Source organism: Sphingomonas hankookensis (genome assembly GCF_028551275.1).
Taxonomy (GTDB): Bacteria; Pseudomonadota; Alphaproteobacteria; order Sphingomonadales; family Sphingomonadaceae; genus Sphingomonas; species Sphingomonas hankookensis_A.
In genome coordinates this window covers 2,385,513-2,405,000 of record NZ_CP117025.1, presented here as the reverse complement: position 1 = coordinate 2,405,000, position 19,488 = coordinate 2,385,513, and the positions used below count along the sequence as shown (strand labels likewise).

The 19,488-nt window shown below is 66.0% G+C and carries 14 protein-coding genes, 1 tRNA gene and 2 rRNA genes (1 of these 17 cut by a window edge); 15 read left to right on the top strand and 2 right to left on the bottom strand.

Going from position 1 to position 19,488, the window contains the following annotated elements:
* From PPZ50_RS11275 to PPZ50_RS11265, 3 genes are all read left to right on the top strand, one after another.
* A 23S ribosomal RNA gene (locus PPZ50_RS11275) occupies positions 1 to 1,321 on the top strand (it extends 1,470 nt beyond the left edge of the window).
* A 137-nt stretch (positions 1,322 to 1,458) separates the two neighbouring features.
* Positions 1,459 to 1,573, top strand: a 5S ribosomal RNA gene (rrf, locus tag PPZ50_RS11270).
* Between the two features lie 72 nt (positions 1,574 to 1,645).
* A tRNA-Met gene (locus PPZ50_RS11265) sits at positions 1,646 to 1,722 on the top strand.
* 311 nt (positions 1,723 to 2,033) lie between these two features.
* On the opposite strand, the gene PPZ50_RS11260 is transcribed toward PPZ50_RS11265, so the two are convergent.
* Positions 2,034 to 3,401 carry a sensor histidine kinase gene (locus PPZ50_RS11260; protein WP_066691288.1) on the bottom strand — a complete coding sequence of 456 codons (1,368 nt, stop codon included), beginning with the start codon at positions 3,399 to 3,401 and terminating at the stop codon, positions 2,034 to 2,036.
* Positions 3,391 to 4,056 carry a response regulator gene (locus PPZ50_RS11255; protein WP_066691286.1) on the bottom strand — a complete coding sequence of 222 codons (666 nt, stop codon included), beginning with the start codon at positions 4,054 to 4,056 and terminating at the stop codon, positions 3,391 to 3,393. The genes PPZ50_RS11260 and PPZ50_RS11255 overlap by 11 nt, the downstream gene beginning before the upstream one ends.
* A gap of 95 nt (positions 4,057 to 4,151) precedes the next feature.
* Here PPZ50_RS11255 and PPZ50_RS11250 point away from each other — a divergent pair, with 95 nt between their 5' ends.
* The 12 genes from PPZ50_RS11250 to PPZ50_RS11195 all read left to right on the top strand — a co-directional run bounded on the left by PPZ50_RS11250 (position 4,152) and on the right by PPZ50_RS11195 (position 19,332).
* Complete coding sequence (locus tag PPZ50_RS11250) at positions 4,152 to 5,225, top strand: ABC transporter substrate-binding protein (protein WP_066691284.1); 1,074 nt, start codon at positions 4,152 to 4,154, stop codon at positions 5,223 to 5,225.
* Positions 5,222 to 6,706 (top strand): OprO/OprP family phosphate-selective porin, encoded by a 1,485-nt coding sequence (locus PPZ50_RS11245; protein WP_232307991.1) that lies wholly within the window; start codon positions 5,222 to 5,224, stop codon positions 6,704 to 6,706. The genes PPZ50_RS11250 and PPZ50_RS11245 overlap by 4 nt, the downstream gene beginning before the upstream one ends.
* Positions 6,707 to 6,726: 20 nt before the next feature.
* The gene (locus PPZ50_RS11240; RefSeq protein WP_066691279.1) at positions 6,727 to 8,028 is read left to right on the top strand and encodes a CitMHS family transporter; all 1,302 of its coding nucleotides are present in this window, start codon (positions 6,727 to 6,729) and stop codon (positions 8,026 to 8,028) included.
* A gap of 4 nt (positions 8,029 to 8,032) precedes the next feature.
* A complete protein-coding gene (locus tag PPZ50_RS11235) occupies positions 8,033 to 8,680 on the top strand; it encodes a TerC family protein (RefSeq protein ID WP_066691276.1) in 648 nt (215 codons plus the stop codon).
* Positions 8,681 to 8,697: 17 nt separating this feature from the next.
* A complete protein-coding gene (locus tag PPZ50_RS11230) occupies positions 8,698 to 9,354 on the top strand; it encodes an alpha/beta fold hydrolase (protein WP_157092760.1) in 657 nt (218 codons plus the stop codon).
* 68 nt (positions 9,355 to 9,422) lie between these two features.
* Positions 9,423 to 10,271: an archaetidylserine decarboxylase gene (gene asd / locus PPZ50_RS11225; protein WP_066691297.1), complete on the top strand. Its 849-nt coding sequence runs from the start codon at positions 9,423 to 9,425 to the stop codon at positions 10,269 to 10,271.
* Between the two features lie 218 nt (positions 10,272 to 10,489).
* The gene (locus tag PPZ50_RS11220; RefSeq protein ID WP_066691271.1) at positions 10,490 to 13,504 is read left to right on the top strand and encodes a TonB-dependent receptor; all 3,015 of its coding nucleotides are present in this window, start codon (positions 10,490 to 10,492) and stop codon (positions 13,502 to 13,504) included.
* A gap of 56 nt (positions 13,505 to 13,560) precedes the next feature.
* Positions 13,561 to 15,102 carry a tryptophan halogenase family protein gene (locus PPZ50_RS11215; RefSeq protein ID WP_066691269.1) on the top strand — a complete coding sequence of 514 codons (1,542 nt, stop codon included), beginning with the start codon at positions 13,561 to 13,563 and terminating at the stop codon, positions 15,100 to 15,102.
* Positions 15,095 to 15,802 (top strand): SapC family protein, encoded by a 708-nt coding sequence (locus PPZ50_RS11210; RefSeq protein WP_066691267.1) that lies wholly within the window; start codon positions 15,095 to 15,097, stop codon positions 15,800 to 15,802. The genes PPZ50_RS11215 and PPZ50_RS11210 overlap by 8 nt, the downstream gene beginning before the upstream one ends.
* On the top strand, positions 15,795 to 16,802 hold the full coding sequence (locus PPZ50_RS11205) for a cupin-like domain-containing protein (protein WP_066691265.1): 1,008 nt from the start codon (positions 15,795 to 15,797) through the stop codon (positions 16,800 to 16,802). Before PPZ50_RS11210 ends, PPZ50_RS11205 begins: the two co-directional genes overlap by 8 nt.
* Positions 16,799 to 18,280, top strand: coding sequence for a tryptophan halogenase family protein (locus PPZ50_RS11200; protein WP_066691264.1), 1,482 nt, complete (start codon positions 16,799 to 16,801; stop codon positions 18,278 to 18,280). The genes PPZ50_RS11205 and PPZ50_RS11200 overlap by 4 nt, the downstream gene beginning before the upstream one ends.
* Positions 18,280 to 19,332, top strand: a complete 1,053-nt coding sequence (locus PPZ50_RS11195) for a LacI family DNA-binding transcriptional regulator (protein WP_066691294.1) — start codon at positions 18,280 to 18,282, stop codon at positions 19,330 to 19,332. The genes PPZ50_RS11200 and PPZ50_RS11195 overlap by 1 nt, the downstream gene beginning before the upstream one ends.
* Positions 19,333 to 19,488 lie beyond the last annotated feature (156 nt).

Below are 19,488 nucleotides of genomic sequence, written 5' to 3'. Positions count from 1 at the left end.
TCTTATCGGATTGATCCGGCTTCGAAGCTGTCCCGGGAAATAGCCCCACCGTATAGACCGTACCCGAAACCGACACAGGTGGTCAGGTAGAGTATACCAAGGCGCTTGAGAGAAGTGTCCTGAAGGAACTCGGCAAATTGCCTCCGTACCTTCGGAAGAAGGAGGCCCTGATTAAGCGCAAGCTCTATCAGGGGGCACAGGCCAGGGGGTAGCGACTGTTTAGCAAAAACACAGGGCTCTGCTAAGTCGGCTTCAAGACGACGTATAGGGCCTGACGCCTGCCCGGTGCCTGAAGGTTAAGTGGAGGGGTGCAAGCTCTGAAATGAAGCCCAGGTAAACGGCGGCCGTAACTATAACGGTCCTAAGGTAGCGAAATTCCTTGTCGGGTAAGTTCCGACCTGCACGAATGGCGTAACGACTTCCCCACTGTCTCCAGGACATGCTCAGCGAAATTGAATTCTCCGTGAAGATGCGGAGTACCCGCGGTTAGACGGAAAGACCCCGTGCACCTTTACTGCAGCTTCAGAGTGGCATTAGGAAAGAACTGTGTAGCATAGGTGGGAGGCTTTGAAGCATTGGCGCCAGCCGGTGTGGAGCCATAGGTGAAATACCACCCTGTTGTTTTCTGATGTCTAACCTGCAACCATGAAACTGGTTGAGGGACCCTCTGTGGCGGGTAGTTTGACTGGGGCGGTCGCCTCCTAAAGAGTAACGGAGGCGCGCGAAGGTTGGCTCAGGACGGTTGGAAACCGTCTGTTAGAGTGCAATGGCATAAGCCAGCCTGACTGCGAGACTGACAAGTCGAGCAGAGACGAAAGTCGGTCATAGTGATCCGGTGGTCCCTCGTGGAAGGGCCATCGCTCAACGGATAAAAGGTACGCCGGGGATAACAGGCTGATAACCCCCAAGAGCTCATATCGACGGGGTTGTTTGGCACCTCGATGTCGGCTCATCACATCCTGGGGCTGGAGCAGGTCCCAAGGGTTTGGCTGTTCGCCAATTAAAGTGGTACGTGAGCTGGGTTCAGAACGTCGCGAGACAGTTTGGTCCCTATCTGCCGTGGGCGTCGAAATTTGAGAGGAGTTGCCCCTAGTACGAGAGGACCGGGGTGAACATGCCTCTGGTGTACCTGTCGTCGTGCCAACGGCGCAGCAGGGTAGCTATGCATGGACGGGATAACCGCTGAAAGCATCTAAGCGGGAAGCCTCCCTCAAGATAAGATTTCTTAGGACGGTCGGAGACCACGACCTCGATAGATCGGATGTGGAAGCGCAGTAATGCGTGAAGCTAACCGATACTAATTGTCCTATTCGCGCTTGAAACAGGTTTCCATAAAAGTACTACTTTTATGGATGCCAGAGAGTTCACACCCCCAACGTCAGCACTGGCTGACACACGTGGTTGAAACCCTCAGCCCTTGAAACACCGATTTGAAAAACATGTGCACCCGCTTCATTGCCTGGTGGCTATAGCGTTTGTGAACCACCCGATCCCATCCCGAACTCGGCCGTGAAACCAAACCGCGCCAATGGTACTACTGCCTAAGCAGTGGAAGAGTAGGTCGTCGCCAGGCATTGAAGCCGGTGCACATATCCATTCACACTCGTCATAACACCCCTTCCGCCCAACAGGGCGACCATGGTGGCGCGGGGTGGAGCAGCCCGGTAGCTCGTCAGGCTCATAACCTGAAGGTCACAGGTTCAAATCCTGTCCCCGCAACCAAACTATACAACACACGGCCCGCCTGTCGCAGACACGCGGGCCGCTCGCGTTTCAACGACACACAGCCCGCTGGCCGAAAAACCAGCGGGCTGTTCGCGTTTGGAGCATCACGACAGATTGATCGCTCCACATCCCTTCGGGGCGGTCGCGATGCACGCATGCGCCCCTTCGTCGTGACGCCGACGGAACGTCTGCGTTCGTTGACGGCTGTGCGTCTCATTGCGTAGGATATCGGACCTAGCCCGAAGGGGGCGAGGGTAATACCGGGCAAACTGGTCAGGACCGCCGCACTCTCTTGCAAGCCGTGCTGGTCAGTCGAAACGTAAGGTGACGCGCAAGCCGGGGGCGTTGTCGCCGACCATAATCGACAGGCCGAGGCGCTGGGCGGCCGAGCGGACGATGGCGAAGCCCAAACCGCTGCCTTCGCTGCCCTGGCTGCTCGACAGCCGGGTGAAGCGGTGGCCCAGCCGGTGCAGGTCGGCCGGCGGCAATCCCGGGCCGTTGTCGGAGACGGCGATCGCGGTTCCTTGCGCGGCGGCCTCTACTGCGATCACGACCCTGCCACCTCGCCGGTTGTAGCGGATCGCGTTGTCGACCAGGTTCGACAGGATTTCGAACAGCAAGGTCCGATGACTTTGGACGACCGCGCCGTTCTCCGCTTCGAGGTCGATCTCGACGCCTGCCTCGATGGCCTGGGCGATGCGGCGGTTGATGACCGCGATGGCCAATTCGCGCAGATCGACCGGTTCGAAGGGCGGAGCGGTTCCGGTCTCCTCGGCTCGGGCCAGCGCCAGCAGCTGTTTGACCAGATGTTCGAGGCGGTCGGCGGCGTCGGCGATCTCGCCCAGCGCGGCCGGATCGCCGCGCCGGGCAAGGGCGACCTGCAGCTTCAGCACGGCGAGCGGCGTGCGCATCTGGTGCGAGGCGTCGGCGGTGAAGCGGCGCATGCCGGCGGTCGCGCTGTCGAGCCGGGCCAGGAGATGGTCGAAGGCCTCGGCCAGCGGGCGCAACTCGACGGGGAGCGGACCGGTGTCGAGCGGCGATAGGTCGGGGGTCGCGCGGGTATCGCGGGCGGCGATCGTGCTGCGCAGGCGGGCGAGGGGGCGCAAGCTCCAGCTGAGCGCCGGACGGATCAACAGCATCGCCACGCCAATCAGCAGCAGTTCGCCGATCAGCAATGCGACGAACAGTCGGCGTTGCAGGGCATGACGCCCGTCGAGCGTTTCGGCGACCTGCACGACGACCGGCTGATCGATGCGGGGTAGCGAGCGGCGTACCTCCGCGATGCGGATCGGTTGGTCGCGATAGGCGGCGTTGCGAAAGCGCGGCGTATCGAGTGCGAGGTCGGCGACGCGCGGCGCGGACAGGTCGGCATAGCCGGTCAGCAGCCGGTCGCCGACCGCGATCCGGTAGTAGACATTGTCGCGCTCGCTGTTTTCCAGCATGCCGAACGCGGCGGGGGGCAGGTCCATCGTGACTTCGCCCGCCTCCACCTGCACCGTTTCCGCGATCGCGCCGAGCGCGCCGCCCAGCACCCGGTCGTTGGTCCGCCGTACGACATCGGCGATCAGCGCCGCGCCGGCGATGCCCAGCAGCACCGCGATGGCGAGCATCGGCGCGAGCATCGCCGCCAGCAACCGGGTGCGCAGCGCGGGCGCACGGCCGGGATCAGCCGGCATCGAGCAGATAGCCCACGCCGCGCACGGTGCGGATCGCCGGTCCGTCGGGGGCGAGCTTGCCGCGCAGCCGGGTAATGTTCACCTCGATCGCATTGGGTCCGACCGGTTCGTCATAGCCGAACACCTCGGATTGCAGCGTTTCGCGCGGGACGATCTGCCCGGCACGGGTGGCGAGGGCGTCGAGCACCGCCCATTCGCGCCGCCGGAGGTCGAGCGGGCGTTCACCCACCTGCGCCTGCCCGGTCGAGCGGTTGAGCGTGAGCGTGCCGATCACCAGTTCAGGCATGGGATCACCGCCGCGCCGCCGGCCGAGCGCACGGATGCGCGCCTCCAGTTCCTCCGGCGCGAAGGGCTTGCGCAGATAATCGTCGGCGCCGAGGTCGAGGCCGCGCACGCGGTCGTCCAGTGCATCGCGCGCGGTCAGCATCAGCACCGGCACCCGGTCGCCGCGTTTGCGCAGCGCCTGCAACACCGCAAATCCATCGAGATCGGGCAGGCCGACGTCGAGCACGACCAGCGCATAGGGTTCGGTTGCCAGCACCATCAGCGCGTCTTCGCCCGTCGCGACATGGTCGACCGCATGGCCCGCACCGCGCAGCAACGCGGCGATGCTGCGCGCGAGCGGCGCGTCGTCCTCGACGATCAATATTCGCATCGACGGCCGGCGCGGTGAAAGGCGGATGACAGGTTCGGTTCGTACACCATCATACGAGCTTACCCGAACCGAGATGCGGGAAGCGAGAGGACCTGATGAAAGCTTTTACGATCCTGTTGGCGATTCTGGTCGGCGCGGCGGCCCCCACAGAGGCGCAGCGGCCCGAGGGCTATCCGCGGTCCTATGACGCGCTGATCGAAGCGGCGCGGGCCGAGCGCGTCGTGCGCGTCTATGGCAATGCCGATGCGTCGGCGATGGCACCGCTGATCGCCGCGTTTCAACGGACCTTTCCCGGCGTCGCCGTCCGATATGCGGATCTGGAGTCGCGCGAAATCTATCGCCGGGTCGTGGCCGAAGCGCGTGCCAACCGGCCGGTCGCCGATCTGGTCTGGTCGTCGGGCATGGATTTACAGGCGAAGCTGATCAACGACGGCTATGCGCAGGCCTATCAGAGCCCGGAGAAGCCGGCGCTGCCCGCCGACGCGGTGTGGAAGAACATGGGTTATGGCGTCACCGCCGAGCCGGTCGCCTTCGTCTACAACCGGCGGCTGATTCCGGCGGGCCGGGTGCCGCGCACCCATGAGGCGTTCGAGGCGCTGCTGCGCGCCGGGCGCAAGCCGCTGACCGGCAAGGTCGCGACCTATGATCCGGCGCGCTCGAACGTCGGCTATCTGTATCTGACAGAAGATTATGCGATCACCCGCGATACGCGGTCGCTGGTCCAGGCGATGGCGGCGACGCGGCCGTGGTTGTCACCGACGACCGAGCCGATGCTGGATGCGGTCGCCGACGGGCGGATCGCCATCGCCTATAATGTCGTCGGCCCCTATGCGCTGACCGCCGCGAAGCGCGACCCCCGGATCGGGGTGGTGTTCCCGCGCGACTATACGCTGGTCGCCTCGCGCGTCGCCTTCATCGCCCGCAATGCCCAGCGCCCGGCGGGGGCGAAGCTGTTCCTCGATTTCCTGCTGTCGCGCACGGGCCAAGGGCTGCTCGCGAAGCAATGGCTGTTGCCGGTGCGCCGCGATGTCCGCGCGCCGCGCCTGTCGGCCGAACAGCAGCGCCCGATCCGCGTCGGCCCCGGCCTTCTCGTCAATCTCGATACGATCAAGCGCCGGCGGTTCCTCGCCGAATGGCGCGCGATCCTGACCCAGGGAATGAAGCCATGATGTTGTTTCGTAGCGGCTGTGCGATCGCCGCGCTGATCTGCGCCACGCCCGCGCTCGCCCAGACGCCGAGCCAGGCGGAACTGGCGGAGCTGGTCAGGGCACAGGCGGCGGAGATCGCGGCGCTGCGCACGCGGCTCGACCGGCTGGAGGGCGCGCGGGTCGCGGCATCGCAGCCCGCCCCGGCGCCTGCCCCCGTGACCCCGCCCGTCGTCATGGCGCAAACGCCGTCGCAGACCGGCGGTAACGTCACGAGCCCATTCGCGCCGCAGCTGGTCCCGCCCGGCCCGGCGGAGCGCGACGTGGCGCAGGCGCGGCAGGCGAATGCGGCGGGTGTCACGACCGAATGGGGCGCGGGCCTGCCGGTGTTCCACTCGGCCGACGGTATTTATACCTTCAAGCCGCGCGGGCGCATCCTGACCGACGTCAGCTCGACCTTCGGGTCCGACTATGCCGCACGCAACATCACGACGACCGGCATGCGCGCGCTGCGCCTCGGCCTCGAAGGCGGGGTGGGCACCCACTTCTTCTACCAGTTCGAAAGCGACTTTTCGGAGAACGAGGTCGATATCGTCACCGCGTTCATCGGGTGGCGCAACCGCATCGCGCCGGGCATCGATTACGACGTACGCGCCGGCCACCTGTTCAACGATCGCGGGTTCGAAGGATCGACGGGGTCGGATTCGACGCCGTTCATGGAACGTACCGTCGTGTCGACCGCGATCATCCCGCAGCGCGGCTTCTATGGCGTCGGCATCATGCCGCGCCTGTTCTGGAAGACCGGCCACGCATCGCTGACCGTCACCGGCGACCGGATCGACGGCAACCAGTCGGGCAATGACAGCCGCACCGTTCTGGCCCGCGCGCACTGGAATCCGATCAAGACCGCCAATTCGGTCCTGCATCTGGGGGCCTGGGGGTTCGACGAGGGGCTGGCGGCGGGAGCGACGACGTTGACCCGCAACACGGTGATCGGCGGGCGCTTCAACGGTGCGCTGCGCGTGTCGTCGGGCGCGCTGACCGGCGGAACCGGCACCACCGGCTATGGTCTGGAACTGGGCGGCTATGTCGGCCCGGTCTGGCTGATGGGCGAGGCAGGGCAGCGCCATGCGCGATTGGACGCCGGCCGGCCCGATTTCGTCAGCAAGGCATGGAGCCTGTCGGGCGGATGGTTCGTCACCGGCGACCTGCCGCCATACAACCCGCGCCTCGGCAGCTTCGGGCAACCGCGCGTGTTGAGGCCGATCTTCGAAGGCGGTCCCGGCGCGATCGAGCTGACCGCGCGCTACGAGAATCTCGATTACAGCGATCTGCTGACCGGTGGGCAGGGATGGGCCGCGACGCTCGGTGCCAACTGGTATCTCAACAGCTTCACCCGGTTCCAGTTCAACGTCGTCCACTGGAACACCGACAACCGCGCCGGTGCCTTTGTCGGCCCCGATGACGGGCAGACCGTCATGACCCGCATCGCCGTCACCTTCTGATCCCCCCCCGGGAGCATCCTATGAACCTCGCCCTGCTCGGCTTCCTGATGGTGGCCACCTTCATGACGCTCATCATGACCAAGCGGATGACGCCGCTGGTCGCGCTGATCACCGTGCCCACCGCCTTCGCGCTGTTCGCCGGCTTTGCCGGTGGCATCGGCGACATGATGATCGACGGGATCAAGAACCTCGCGCCGACGGGCGTGATGCTGTTGTTCGCGATCCTGTTCTTTTCGATCATGACCGATACCGGCCTGTTCGACCCGCTGGTCAACCGGCTGTTGAGGGTGGTGCATGGCGACCCGCTGCTGATCCTGATCGGGACCGTGGTGCTGTGCGCGATCGTCAGCCTGGATGGCGATGGGTCGACGACCTATATCATCACGATCGCCGCGCTGCTGCCGCTGTACAAGCGGTACGACATGAACCGGCTGTACCTGTGCTGCCTGTTGATGAGCACCAGCGGGGTCATGAACCTGACGCCATGGGGCGGCCCGACCGCGCGTGCCGCCAGCGCGCTGAAGCTCGATCCGGCGACGCTGTTCCTGCCGCTGGTGCCGGGGATGATCGCCGGGCTTGCCTTCCTGATCGGTCTGGCCGTGTGGTTCGGGCGCAAGGAGCGTCGCCGGATCGGCCATGTGAAGGCCAATGGCCCGACCGCGTTCACCGGCATGGCGGTGTCGCAGTTTCCGGAGGCGCGCCGCTATCACCTGCGCTGGTTCAACGGGGCGCTGACGCTGGCGCTGATCGCCGGGCTGGTGCTGGGCGTGCTGCCGCTGTCGGTGCTGATGATGCTGGCCTTCGCCATTGCGATGATCGTCAACTATCCGCAGGTCGCCGAACAGAAGGAGCGGATTTCCGCCCATGCCGGCAATGTCCTGTCGGTCGTGTCGCTGATCTTCGCCGCGGGCATCTTCACCGGCATCCTGTCGGGCACCGGCATGGTGGAGGCGATGAGCAAGGAAGTCGTCGGGCTCATCCCGCCGGCCATGGGGCCTTATATGGCGCCGATCACCGCGCTGCTCAGCCTGCCCTTCACCTTCTTCATCTCCAACGACGCCTTTTATTTCGGGATGCTCCCGATCCTGGCCGAAGCGGGCGCGCATTATGGCGTGTCGCCGATCGCCATCGCGCGGGCGTCGCTGATGGGGCAGCCGGTGCATCTGCTCAGCCCGCTGGTGCCCTCGACCTATCTGCTGGTCAGCCTCGCCGGGATCGACCTCGCCGATCATCAGCGTTTCACGCTGATCCCGGCGACCATGGTCTGCGTGGTGATGACGCTGGTCGGAATGGCCGTGCTCGCCTTCCCGTTCGTGAGCTGATCGCGTGACCGAATTGTGGAGCCATATCGTCGCCGATTTCGCCAATATCGGCAGTCCCTCCGCGCTGGCCGCGTTCGGACAGGTGGTGCTGATCGACGTGATGCTGGCGGCGGACAATGCGATCGTCGTCGGGGCGTTGGCGGCGGGCCTGCCGGCGGATATGCGACGCAAGGTGATCCTGATCGGGGTCGGTGCGGCGCTGCTGCTCAGGGTCGTCTTCGCGTTGCTCGTCACGCAGCTGTTACAGGTGACCGGGCTGGTCTTTGCCGGCGGGCTGCTGCTGGTGTGGGTCGCATGGAAGATGTGGCGTGAGCTGCGGGGACCGGACGACAGCGGGGATGCCGTGACGCAGGCCCCGCCGCGCAGCTTCGCCAGCGCCGCCTGGGCCGTTGCCATCGCCGACGTGTCGATGAGCCTCGACAATGTGCTGGCGGTGGCCGGGGCGGCCCGGGACCATCCCGGTATCCTCGCCGTCGGGCTGATCCTGTCGGTCGCGCTGATGGGGGTTGCCGCCAATGTGCTGGCGCGCGTGATCGAACGCTATCGCTGGGTCGCCTATATCGGGCTGGCCGTCATCCTCTATGTCGCGTGCCGCATGATCTATGAGGGGCTGACCGATCCCTCGCGCGGTGTGCTGGCGTTGTTCGCCTGATCTTGCCGGAGCTTGCCATGAACCAGCCTTCGATCCCGCTCGTCCTGCTTCCTGCCATGGGCTGCGATGGTCAGCTTTGGGCGCGGCAGGTCGTCGACCTGGGCGACATCGCCCATCCGGAACTGGGCGACCTGACCGTCGACGACAGCCTGTCGGCGATGGCGGCACGGGTGCTGGCCCATGCGCCGCCGCGCTTCGCGGTCGCGGGCGTCAGCCTCGGCGGCTATGTCGCGCTGGAGATGATTCGGCAGGCGCCCGAGCGTGTCCTGCGCGTCGCGCTGTTCGGAACGCGGGCGAGCATGGAGATGCGCACCCGGACGGTCGGCGAACAGGGATTGCTCGCCACCGCGCCGCATGCCGATCCGATGCTGACCCCGATCGTCAGCGGGCCGGTGCAGGCGATGGCCGAGCGCGTCGGGACGGACGTGTTCGAACGGCAGCAGCGCGCGCTGCTCGCCCGGCCCGACCTCGACACGGCGATCGCGGCGGTGCGGGTGCCGGCGCTGGTCGCGGTCGGGGATCGCGACCTGATCTGCCGGGTAGAGGATGCGGCGGCATTGGCCGAGCGTATTCCCGGTGCGCGGTTCCACATCCTGCGCAACTGCGGCCATTTGTCGCCGATGGAGCGATCGGGCGAGGTGACGATGCTGTTGCGGAACTGGCTGACCGCCTGACGCCGCGAAGGATCGACGTGGCGGAGAATGCCCCTACAAGGGCAGATCCCGTCATGGTCGAGAAGTCGATGTCCGATACGTTGAAAGTGATGCTGCAACATGTGCTGCCCAAGCAGCGGCTGACCGTCCTGGCCGGTCGCATCGCGGGCGCGCGGGGCGGGGCGTTCACGAGGCGGCTGATCCGCTGGTTCGTGGCGAAATACGGCGTCGACATGGACGAGGCGGCGAATCCGGACATTGCCAGCTATGCGAGCTTCAACGACTTCTTCACCCGCCCGCTGAAGCCCGGTGCCCGCCCGATCGCGGCGGCGGATTTCGTCTGTCCGGTCGACGGCGCGATCAGCCAGTTGGGGCCGATCGACGACCATCATATCGTGCAGGCGAAGGGGCATCGCTTCACCACGACCGATCTGGTCGGCGGCGACGCTTCGCTCGCCGCGCAGTTCCAGCATGGCAGTTTCGCCAATCTGTACCTGTCGCCCAAGGACTATCACCGGCTGCACATGCCCTGCGCCGGGCGGCTGGTGCGGATGATCCATGTGCCGGGCGCGCTGTTTTCGGTAAACCCGGTGACCGCGCGCGGCGTGCCGAACCTGTTCGCGCGGAACGAGCGGGTGGTGTGCGTGTTCGATTCCGTCGAGCATGGCCGCTTCGTGATGGTGTTGGTCGGCGCGACGATCGTCGGCAGCATCGCAACGCCGTGGCATGGCGTGGTCAACGCGAAGCGGACGGGCAAGCTGTCCGAATGGAGCTATGCCGACCGCGACATCACGCTCGCCCAGGGCGAGGAGATGGGCCGCTTCCTGCTGGGGTCGACGGTCGTGATGCTGTTCGGGCGTGGTCGGATCGCCTTCAGGCCCGACTGGGCCCCAGAGCGGACCGTGCGGCTGGGCGAGCGGATGGGCGACCGACCCTAGTGGCGCAACGACGCTGGGTTGCATGATGGTCCGTCCGTAAGTCGTTCAAATTCGGCCGGTCGGTATGACAACGCGGTCAACGTGGCCTTCCGGCATCACTTTCGTGAGAATGTTCACATTTCCTCTGCGCGTGGCTTGACACCCCCTTCGGCCTGTTCAAGTGAACGTTCTCAATATGCGCGCAAATAGGACGCGCACGAAAGCAGGGGAGGAAGGACATGCGTGGCACCGCCACTCGCACCGTTTCGCGTTGGATGATCGGGGCTTCGGCCAGTGCATTGGTCGCGGTTGCGGCACCGGCGCTGGCGCAGGACGCCGCCGCGACGCTCGGCCAGCCCGGCGATTCCGAAATCCAGACCGCGGACGCGCCCGAAGTCGAAGGCGACGAAATCCTCGTCACCGGGATCCGCGCCAGCCTTCGCGACGCGCTGAACATCAAGCGCAACGCGCAGGGCGTGGTCGACGCGATCAGCGCCGAGGATATCGGCAAGTTCCCCGACACGAACCTGGCGGAGTCGCTCCAGCGCATCACCGGCGTGTCGATCGACCGCGCCAATGGCGAAGGCTCGACCGTCACCGTGCGCGGCTTCGGTCCCGAATATAACCTCGTCGTACTGAACGGCCGCCAGCTGCCGACCTCGACGCTGGGCGATGGCGCCAGCGCGCCGGCCTCGCGCTCGTACGACTTCGCCAATATCGCATCCGAAGGCATTGCCGGGGTCGAGGTCTACAAGACCGGCCGCGCCGCCGTGCCGTCGGGCGGTATCGGTTCGACGATCAACATCAAGACGCCGCGTCCGCTCGACCGTCCCGGCATCCGCGGATCGGTCGCGGCCAAGGGCATGATCGACACGTCGCAGAACGGCAAGGATCAGATCACGCCGGAACTGTCGGGCGTGTTCAGCAGCACCTTCGGCAGCGAGGACCAGTTCGGCTTCCTCGTGTCGGGCAGCTATCAGAAGCGCAACGCCAGCGTGAACACCGGTTCGGTCGGGTTCGGCAATGCGTTCCTCGGCACCGAGAACGACTGGGGGACGCTCGGCGCCGAAGGGCCGAACGTCATCAACCGCCCCGGCCCGACCGACGTCTACGAAGTTCCCCAAAGCGCGGCCTACAACCTGACCGACATCCGTCGCGAGCGGATCAACGGGCAGGTCGTGCTGCAATATCGTCCGGTGGAATCGCTGACCGCGACCGTCGACTTCACCTATTCGCGCAACAAGGTGGAGGCGCGCGACAGCAGCGTCGGCATCTGGTTCAACTTCGGCGACACGTCGAGCGAGTGGACCGATGGACCGGCCGCCGGACCGGTATTCTACACCGAGCGGTTCGGGCCGGGTAAGGACCTGTCGTACAGCGGATCGCTGACCGCCAATGTCAGCGAGAACAAGTCGCTCGGCGGCAACCTGAAATGGGAGGCGCCGGGCGGCGTCACCGTGACGCTCGACGCGCATCATTCGACCGCGGAATCGAAGCCGACCAACCGCTTCGGCTCCAGCACCTCGGTCGGGTCGGCGATCTTCGGCGTCGCGTCGCAGACGGTCGATTTCACCAAGGACCTGCCGGTCATCTCCTACGTGATGCAGCCGGGCATCGACGCGCTGAACCCGGCGCTGATCAACGCGACCGGCAATTCGTTCCGCAACGCCTATTTCCGGGACGAGATCAACCAGGTGCAGCTGAGCGGTCATTACGACCATGACGGCAGCTTCCTCGATTCGATCGATTTCGGCTTTTCCTACGTCAACAACCAGGTCCGTTCGGCATACGGTTTCGTACAGAATGATACCTGGGGCGGCGTCGGCACGCCGGCGGACCTGCCCGACGACCTGTTCACCCGCGTGTCGCTGCCCGACAAGTTCCGTGGGGTGAGTGGCGCGAAGGACGGGATCATCCCGGCCTATTACAAGTTCGATTTCGAACGGATGGTCGACCTGCTCGACAGCCGGTTCGGCATCTGCGGCGGCGACGGCAACTGCCTCGCCAGCTTCGAGGCCGACCGGCGCATCACCGAAAAGACGATCTCGCCCTTCATCCAGGTCAACAACGCGTTCGATCTGCTCGGTCGTCGTTCGCACCTGATCGCCGGTGTCCGCTATGACCAGACGACGGTCAGTTCGTCGTCGCTGACGCCGATCCCGGTCGGTACGGCATGGGTCGCGCAGGGCGAGTTCAACGTCGTCTATTCGCCGCAGAGCGACTTCCTGACCAGCAAGGGCAGCTACGACAACTGGTTGCCGGCAGTCGATTTCGACATGGAGGTGCTGGACAACGTCAAGCTGCGCGCATCGTACAGCCACACCATCACCCGCGCCGATTACAACAGCCTGCAAGGTGGTCTGACGCTCAACCGCCAGTTCGGCATTGCCGGCGGCGGCGGGTTGCAGGGCAATCCGAACCTCGTGCCGTTCCTGTCGAAGAACATGGACGTGTCGGCGGAGTGGTATTACGCGCCGACCAGCTACGTCTCTGCCGGATATTTTCGCAAGAACGTCAGCAACTTCATCAATTCGCAGGAAGTGCAGCGCTCGGCATTCGACCTGCGCAACCCCGCCAACGGTCCCCGCTTCCGTGCGGCGCAGGCGGCCTTGGGCGGAACGACCGACACCGGGCGCATCCGCGACTATATCCTGCGCAACTTCACGCAGGGCGTGGAGGTCGCGCGCAATGCGGCCGGGGCCCCTATCCTCGACGTCAACGGCTATTATACCGGCCGTATCCTGGGTCTGCCCGAAGACGGGCTGGTCGATTTCCGGATCGGCACGCCGTTCAATTCGGACCAGACGGCGACGCTCGACGGGTTCGAATTCGCGATCCAGCACAGCTTCTGGGACACCGGCTTCGGCACGATCCTGAACTATACGATCGTGCGGGGCGACGCGAAGTTCAACAACGCGCTCGACCCCAATGTCGGTCAGTTCGCATTGGCGGGCCTAAGCGACAGCGCGAACGCGGTGCTGTTCTATGACAAGGCGGGCCTGCAGGGACGTGTCGCGTATAACTGGCGCGACAAGTTCTATGCCGGCGGCAACCCGAACCCGACCTATGTCGAAGCGTACGGGCAGGTCGATGCGAGCGTCAGCTACGAGTTCCGCAAGGGGCTGACGCTGTTCGCCGAAGCGATCAACCTGACCGGCGAAGGACGTCGCGGCCACCGCCGCAACGAAAACTTCGTGACGTTCGCGCAGCCGGGCTTTGCGCGCTATACCGGCGGCGTGCGGTTCAGCTTCTGATCGCACCAGGGGTCGCCGGGCGGGTCATGCCGCCCGGCGACCGATAACGGGACCGGATGAGGGTGACGCAGCGGGTCAGGCAGATCGTGGTCGTCGGCGGGGGAACCGCCGGGTGGCTCGCCGCGTGCCGCATCGCGGCGGCGGCCGACCCTCATGCCGCCGAACCCCTGGCGGTGACGCTGATCGAATCGCCCGACGTCGCCACGATCGGCGTGGGCGAAGGGACGTGGCCGACGATGCGCGGCACGCTGGCACGGATCGGCATCGACGAGGCTACCTTCCTCCGCTCCGCCGACGCGTCCTTCAAGCAGGGTTCGCGCTTCGATGGATGGCGCACCGGCGCGCTGGACGATTTCTATTACCACCCCTTTACCGCGCCGGCCGATGTGCCCGCCGCCGATCTGCTGCGGGCATGGGATGGCGGGCGTTTTGCGGAGGCGGTCTGCGCTCAGCCGGCGGTCTGCGCCGACGACCTTGCCCCGCGCCAGCCGGGGATGGCGCCCTATGCCGGGGCGCTCAACTATGGCTATCACCTCGATGCGGGAAAGTTTGCCGCGCTGCTGCGCGATGCCGCCTGCAACCGGCTGGGCGTGCGGCATGTCCGCGATCATGTGACCGGGGTCGAGGCGGCGGACGATGGCGACATCGCCGCCGTCCTGACGCGGGGGGCGGGACGGATTGCGGGAGACCTGTTCCTCGATTGCACCGGGCACGCCGCGCTGCTGATCGGGGGGCATTTCGGGATCGGGACGATCGACCATACCCCCATCCTGTTCAACGACCGTGCGCTGGCGGTGCAGGTGCCGGTCGCGCCGGACAGCCCGATCGCGTCGCAGACCAATGCGACCGCGCATGATGCCGGCTGGATCTGGGACATCGGTCTGCCGAGCAGGCGCGGCGTCGGCTGCGTCTATGCGTCCGATTTCCTGAGCGATGACGCGGCGGAAGCGACGTTACGCGAGTATCTGTCGAGGACCGCGCCGGGGGCGGAAGCGGCGGCGCTGGCGTACCGCCAGCTCCGCTTCCGCTCGGCGCATCGCGAGCGCTTCTGGCAGGGCAATTGCGTCGCCATCGGCCTGTCCGCCGGCTTCCTCGAACCGCTCGAAGCATCCGCGATCGTGCTGATCGAATTGTCGATCGACGCGCTGCTCGACGGCTTTCCGGCGGATCGGAGCGCCATGCCGCTGCTGGCGCGGCGGTTCAACGATCTGTTCCGCTATCGCTGGAATCGGATCGTCGATTTCCTGAAGCTCCATTACGCGCTGAGCGAGCGCTACACGCCCTATTGGTGTGCCCATCGCGATCCGGGCAGCTGGACGGAGTCGCTCCGCGATCGGATGGCGCTGTGGCCGATGCAGCCACCGTCGCCCGCCGACTTTGCGCATGCCGACGAAATCTTTCCGGCGGCGAGCCATCAATATGTGCTGTACGGCATGGGCGTAAGCCCGCCGCCGCCCAGCGCGCTGCGCCCGCATCCCTGCACCGCGAGCGCGCTGCATCAGGTGCGGCAACGCGCGCGGACGCTCGCCGCCAGCCTGCCGACCAACCGCGCCTATCTGCGCGCCCTTACTCCTCCGACCGGAATGGCCCATGTCTGATCATCAATTGTTGAACGTCGCCGCGCATCGCGATCTGCGGGTCCGCCGCGAACGTTCGGTCGAGCTGGGCGACGGGGTGATGACCGCGCTGGTCGTGCCGGACGAATTCCGTCAGGTGCAGGCGAGCTATCCGATCCTGTTCCGCCAGAACCGCGAACGCGACGGCTTCGTACCGCTCGCGCTGTTCGGTTTCGATGCGGGCGAGAATCTGTTTCTGGCCGATGGCCGCTGGGATGCGCCCTATCTGCCGCTGTCGATCGATATCCAGCCGTTCCTGATCGGCGGCGCACCCGATGGCGATACGACGCCCAAGGCGGTGATCGACATGGCCAGCCCGCGCCTGTCGAGCGACGACGGGGTGCGAATCTTCGATCGGGAGGGCCGGCCGTCGCCCTATCTGGAGGTGATCCTCGAACGGCTGGGCGCGCTCGACGCGGGCTATCGCGGATCGGCGGCGTTCATGGACGCGCTCGACCGGTACGGCCTGCTCGAACCCTTCACGCTGGAGGTGACGCTGGACGACGGGTCGACCAACCGGCTGGTCGGGTTCCACTGCATCGCCGAGGAACGGGTGGCCGAGCTGGACGCCGCGACGCTCGGGCGGTTGAACGCCGACGGGCATCTGCTGCCGATCTATATGGCGATCGCGTCGCTCGCCAATCTGCCCGCCCTGATCGCGCGCAAGAACCGGCATGGCTGACCTGCCGACGATCGCCGAGGTCGAGGCTGGCGACGCCGCCACGCTCGACCGGTTGCTGCGCGAGGCGACGGCGCCGTTCGTGGTGCGAGGGCTGGTGACCGACTGGCCGCTGGTCGAGGCGGCTCGGCAGTCGTCGCAGGCGGCACGCGACTATCTGGTGCAGCATCACCGCGACATTCCCTTCACCGTGTCGATCGGCCGGCCGGGCGGCGGCGACCGGCTGTTCTACGACGATGCTATGGCGATGAACTTCGCCACCGTCCGGGCGAAGCTGCCCGACATATTGGGGCAGATCGCGCGCGAGGAGGACGCGGTCGATGGCCGGCCGATCTACCTTGCGTCGATCGACCTGCGCGGGTTCTTCGACGGGCTGGCCGAGGCGAACCGGGTCGATCTGGGGACGCGCGAACCGCTGGCGAGCATCTGGATCGGCACCCGCACGCGGATCGCCGCGCATAACGACCTGCCGGCGAACCTCGCCTGCGTGGCGGCTGGTCGGCGGCGCTTCACGCTGTTTCCGCCCGACCAGTTCGTCAACCTCCATCTGGGGCCGCTGGACAACACGCCAGCCGGGCGTGCGGTGTCGATGGTCGATTTCACCGCACCCGATCCGCAACGGCATCCCCGCTTTGCCCAAGCGCTCCGCCACGCACAGGTCGCCGAGCTGGAGCCGGGCGATGCGATCCAAATCCCGTCGCTATGGTGGCATCATGTCGAGGGGCTGGCGCCGTTCAACATCCTCGTCAACTATTGGTGGCGCGATCAGCCGCGCTGGTTCGGCCAGCCGCAGGACGCGCTGCATCACGCGATCCTCGCCATTCGTGACCTGCCCGACGATCAGAAGGCACATTGGCGGGCGGTGTTCGACCATTATGTATTCGCCAACGACGATGCCGTGACCGCGCACCTGCCGCCGGGCGGGCGCGGCGTGCTCGATCCCCTGACCGCCGAAAGCGCGGAGCGGCTGCGCAACTTCCTGCTGAGGCAGCTGGCCAAATGAGCGTCACGCGCGTCGTGATCGCCGGGGGCGGCACCGCCGGCTGGATGGCCGCCGCCGCCATCGCCCGGACGATGGGCCGCATGGTCGAGGTGACGTTGGTCGAATCCGAGGCGATCGGGACGGTCGGGGTCGGCGAGTCCACCATCCCGCCGCTGGTCACTTATAACCGCTTGCTCGGCATCAACGAGGCCGAGTTCATGGCCGCCACCGCCGCGACCTTCAAGCTCGGCATCCTGTTCGACGGGTGGCACACCCCGGACAGCCGCTATTTCCATTCGTTCGGCACCACCGGGCGCGATCATTGGGCGGCGGGGTTCCAGCATTACTGGCTGAACGGTCGGACGCGGGGGCATGAACGGCCCTATGACGACTATTGCACCGAGCTGGTCGCGGCGTTGCAGGGCAAGTTCGCGCATCTGCCGGGCGACGCGACCAACTATGCCTATCAGCTGGATTCCGGCCGCTATGCCCAATTCCTGCGCAATATGGCCGAGCGCGACGGCACGCAGCGGGTCGAGGGGCGCATCGCCCGGGTCGAACTTGACGGCGAAACCGGCGATATCGCCGCGCTGCTGCTCGACGGGGATCGGCGGATCGAGGGCGACCTGTTCCTCGACTGCACCGGTTTCCGCGCGCTGCTGATCGAAGGGACGCTGCACGCTGGCTTCGACGACTGGACGCACTGGTTGCCGTGCGATGCGGCGATCGCGGTGCAGACCGAAAGCGTCGGGCCGCCGCTGCCCTATACCCGCGCGATGGCGCATGATGCGGGGTGGCAATGGCGCATCCCGCTGCAACACCGGGTCGGCAACGGCATCGTCTATTGCAGCCGATATCTCGACCGTGACGGCGCGCTCGACCGGCTGATGGGCAATGTCGAAGGCGCGGTGCGGACCGAACCCAATTTCCTGCGCTTCACGACGGGCGCGCGGCGGAAGCAATGGCATCGCAACTGCGTCGCCATCGGCCTGTCCGGCGGGTTCATGGAGCCGCTGGAATCCACCAGCATCCACCTGATCCAGCGCGCCGTGCTGCGGCTGCTGCGACTATTCCCGCAAGGGGGCATCCGGCCAGCGGACGTCGCCGAATTCAACGACCAGCAGCTGCAGGACATGGAACAGATCCGCGACTTCCTGATCCTGCATTACAAGGTTACCGACCGGCGCGACTCTCCGTTCTGGCGGCAATGTGCCGCCATGGACGTACCGACGACGCTGCAACAGAAAATCGACTTGTTCCGCCAGAGCGGACGGGTATTCCGCCGCAACGAGGAATTGTTCGGCGAGAATAGCTGGGTGCAGGTGATGATGGGGCAGGGGATCGTACCGGAGGGCTATCACCCGATCGCCGACAAGCTGAGCGATGCGGAGCTCGACCGGCTGTTGTCGATGATTCGGCGGCAGGTGGCGGATACCGTCGCGACGATGCCGCCGCACGGCGACTATGTCGCGCGCTATTGCCCAGCGGATCGACCCTGATGCCACGCCGTCGTCAGGCGGTGACGATCAAGCATGTCGCGGCCGATGCCGGGGTGTCGCTGCAGACCGTCAGCCGGGTCATCAACAACGAACCCAATGTCCGCCCCGAAATGGCGGAGCGGGTGCGCGGCTCGATCAACCGGCTGGGCTATGTCCCGCTGATCGCGGCGCAGCGCATGGGCGGATCGAAATCGCGCCTGATCCTCGCGCTCAACGACCGCGACCGCACGATCGCCGGCTGGCAGAACCGCGAAGGTACCGACTGGGTCGACCAGATGCTGCTCGGCGGGATGCTGACCTGCGGACGGCACGGCTATCGTCTGATCCTCGAGCTGGTCGATACGCATAGCGACCATATCGAGCGCGAACTGCTGGGCGCGATCGGTGCGTTGCGACCGGACGGCGTGATCCTGACCCCGCCGCATTCGCAGGACCCGGTCATCCTCGACCTCCTAGAGCGCCACGGCATCAGCATCGCGCGGATCGGATCGCTGACGCCCGGTCCCGGATTTTCGCTGATCATGGGTGACGAAGATGCCGCGCGGATGGCGACCGACCATCTGATCGCGCTCGGCCATCGCCGGATCGGCCTGATCGCCGGGGCGACCGATTATGAACTGAGCGGCTGGCGCGTGACCGGATGGCGTGCCGCGCTGGCCGAAGCGGGACTTGCCGACGACCTGCTCGCGCCCGGCAATTTCGACTATGCATCGGGCCGGGCGGCGGCGAACAGCCTGCTGGCCGCCGCCGATCCCCCGACGGCGATCATCGCCAGCAGCGACCAGATGGCGATCGCCACGCTCGAATATGCCCGCGAACGTGGGCTGAGGGTGCCCGAGGACCTCTCGATAATCAGCTTCGACGACACGCCGGTCGCCCGCTTCGCATCGCCGCCGCTGACCGCGGTGGTACAGCCGATCGCGGCGGTCGCCACGCTGGCGGTCGAGCGTATCATCGCCGAACAGGCGCAGGACGATCTGCCGACCGAACCGGTCTATGTCGCGGCCGATCTGGCAGTGCGCGGCTCGACCGCCCCGCCGCCTCGGCGGTAGGGCGCGCCCGGCAGCGCGCGGTCCCGTGCCGCTTTGGTATGTTGATGTAAATCAACATGATTGTCGTGAACAATAGATCGCGGCGTTCGTTACCGTAGCGATATGAACCAATGCTCCTGCGCCCGACTTCATCTCCTCGCCTTCCTCCGGAACGGC

What these genes read in the sequence shown, in the direction of transcription:
- PPZ50_RS11210 (WP_066691267.1), top strand. Translation starts at nt 15,095, where the DNA reads ATGTCTGATCATCAATTGTTGAACGTCGCCGCGCATCGCGATCTGCGG.
- PPZ50_RS11215 (WP_066691269.1), top strand. Translation starts at nt 13,561, where the DNA reads ATGAGGGTGACGCAGCGGGTCAGGCAGATCGTGGTCGTCGGCGGGGGA.
- PPZ50_RS11200 (WP_066691264.1), top strand. Translation starts at nt 16,799, where the DNA reads ATGAGCGTCACGCGCGTCGTGATCGCCGGGGGCGGCACCGCCGGCTGG.
- asd (WP_066691297.1), top strand. Translation starts at nt 9,423, where the DNA reads ATGTCCGATACGTTGAAAGTGATGCTGCAACATGTGCTGCCCAAGCAG.
- PPZ50_RS11250 (WP_066691284.1), top strand. Translation starts at nt 4,152, where the DNA reads ATGAAAGCTTTTACGATCCTGTTGGCGATTCTGGTCGGCGCGGCGGCC.
- PPZ50_RS11260 (WP_066691288.1), bottom strand. Translation starts at nt 3,401, where the DNA reads ATGCCGGCTGATCCCGGCCGTGCGCCCGCGCTGCGCACCCGGTTGCTG.
- PPZ50_RS11220 (WP_066691271.1), top strand. Translation starts at nt 10,490, where the DNA reads ATGCGTGGCACCGCCACTCGCACCGTTTCGCGTTGGATGATCGGGGCT.
- PPZ50_RS11240 (WP_066691279.1), top strand. Translation starts at nt 6,727, where the DNA reads ATGAACCTCGCCCTGCTCGGCTTCCTGATGGTGGCCACCTTCATGACG.
- PPZ50_RS11195 (WP_066691294.1), top strand. Translation starts at nt 18,280, where the DNA reads ATGCCACGCCGTCGTCAGGCGGTGACGATCAAGCATGTCGCGGCCGAT.
- PPZ50_RS11205 (WP_066691265.1), top strand. Translation starts at nt 15,795, where the DNA reads ATGGCTGACCTGCCGACGATCGCCGAGGTCGAGGCTGGCGACGCCGCC.
- PPZ50_RS11230 (WP_157092760.1), top strand. Translation starts at nt 8,698, where the DNA reads ATGAACCAGCCTTCGATCCCGCTCGTCCTGCTTCCTGCCATGGGCTGC.
- PPZ50_RS11245 (WP_232307991.1), top strand. Translation starts at nt 5,222, where the DNA reads ATGATGTTGTTTCGTAGCGGCTGTGCGATCGCCGCGCTGATCTGCGCC.
- PPZ50_RS11255 (WP_066691286.1), bottom strand. Translation starts at nt 4,056, where the DNA reads ATGCGAATATTGATCGTCGAGGACGACGCGCCGCTCGCGCGCAGCATC.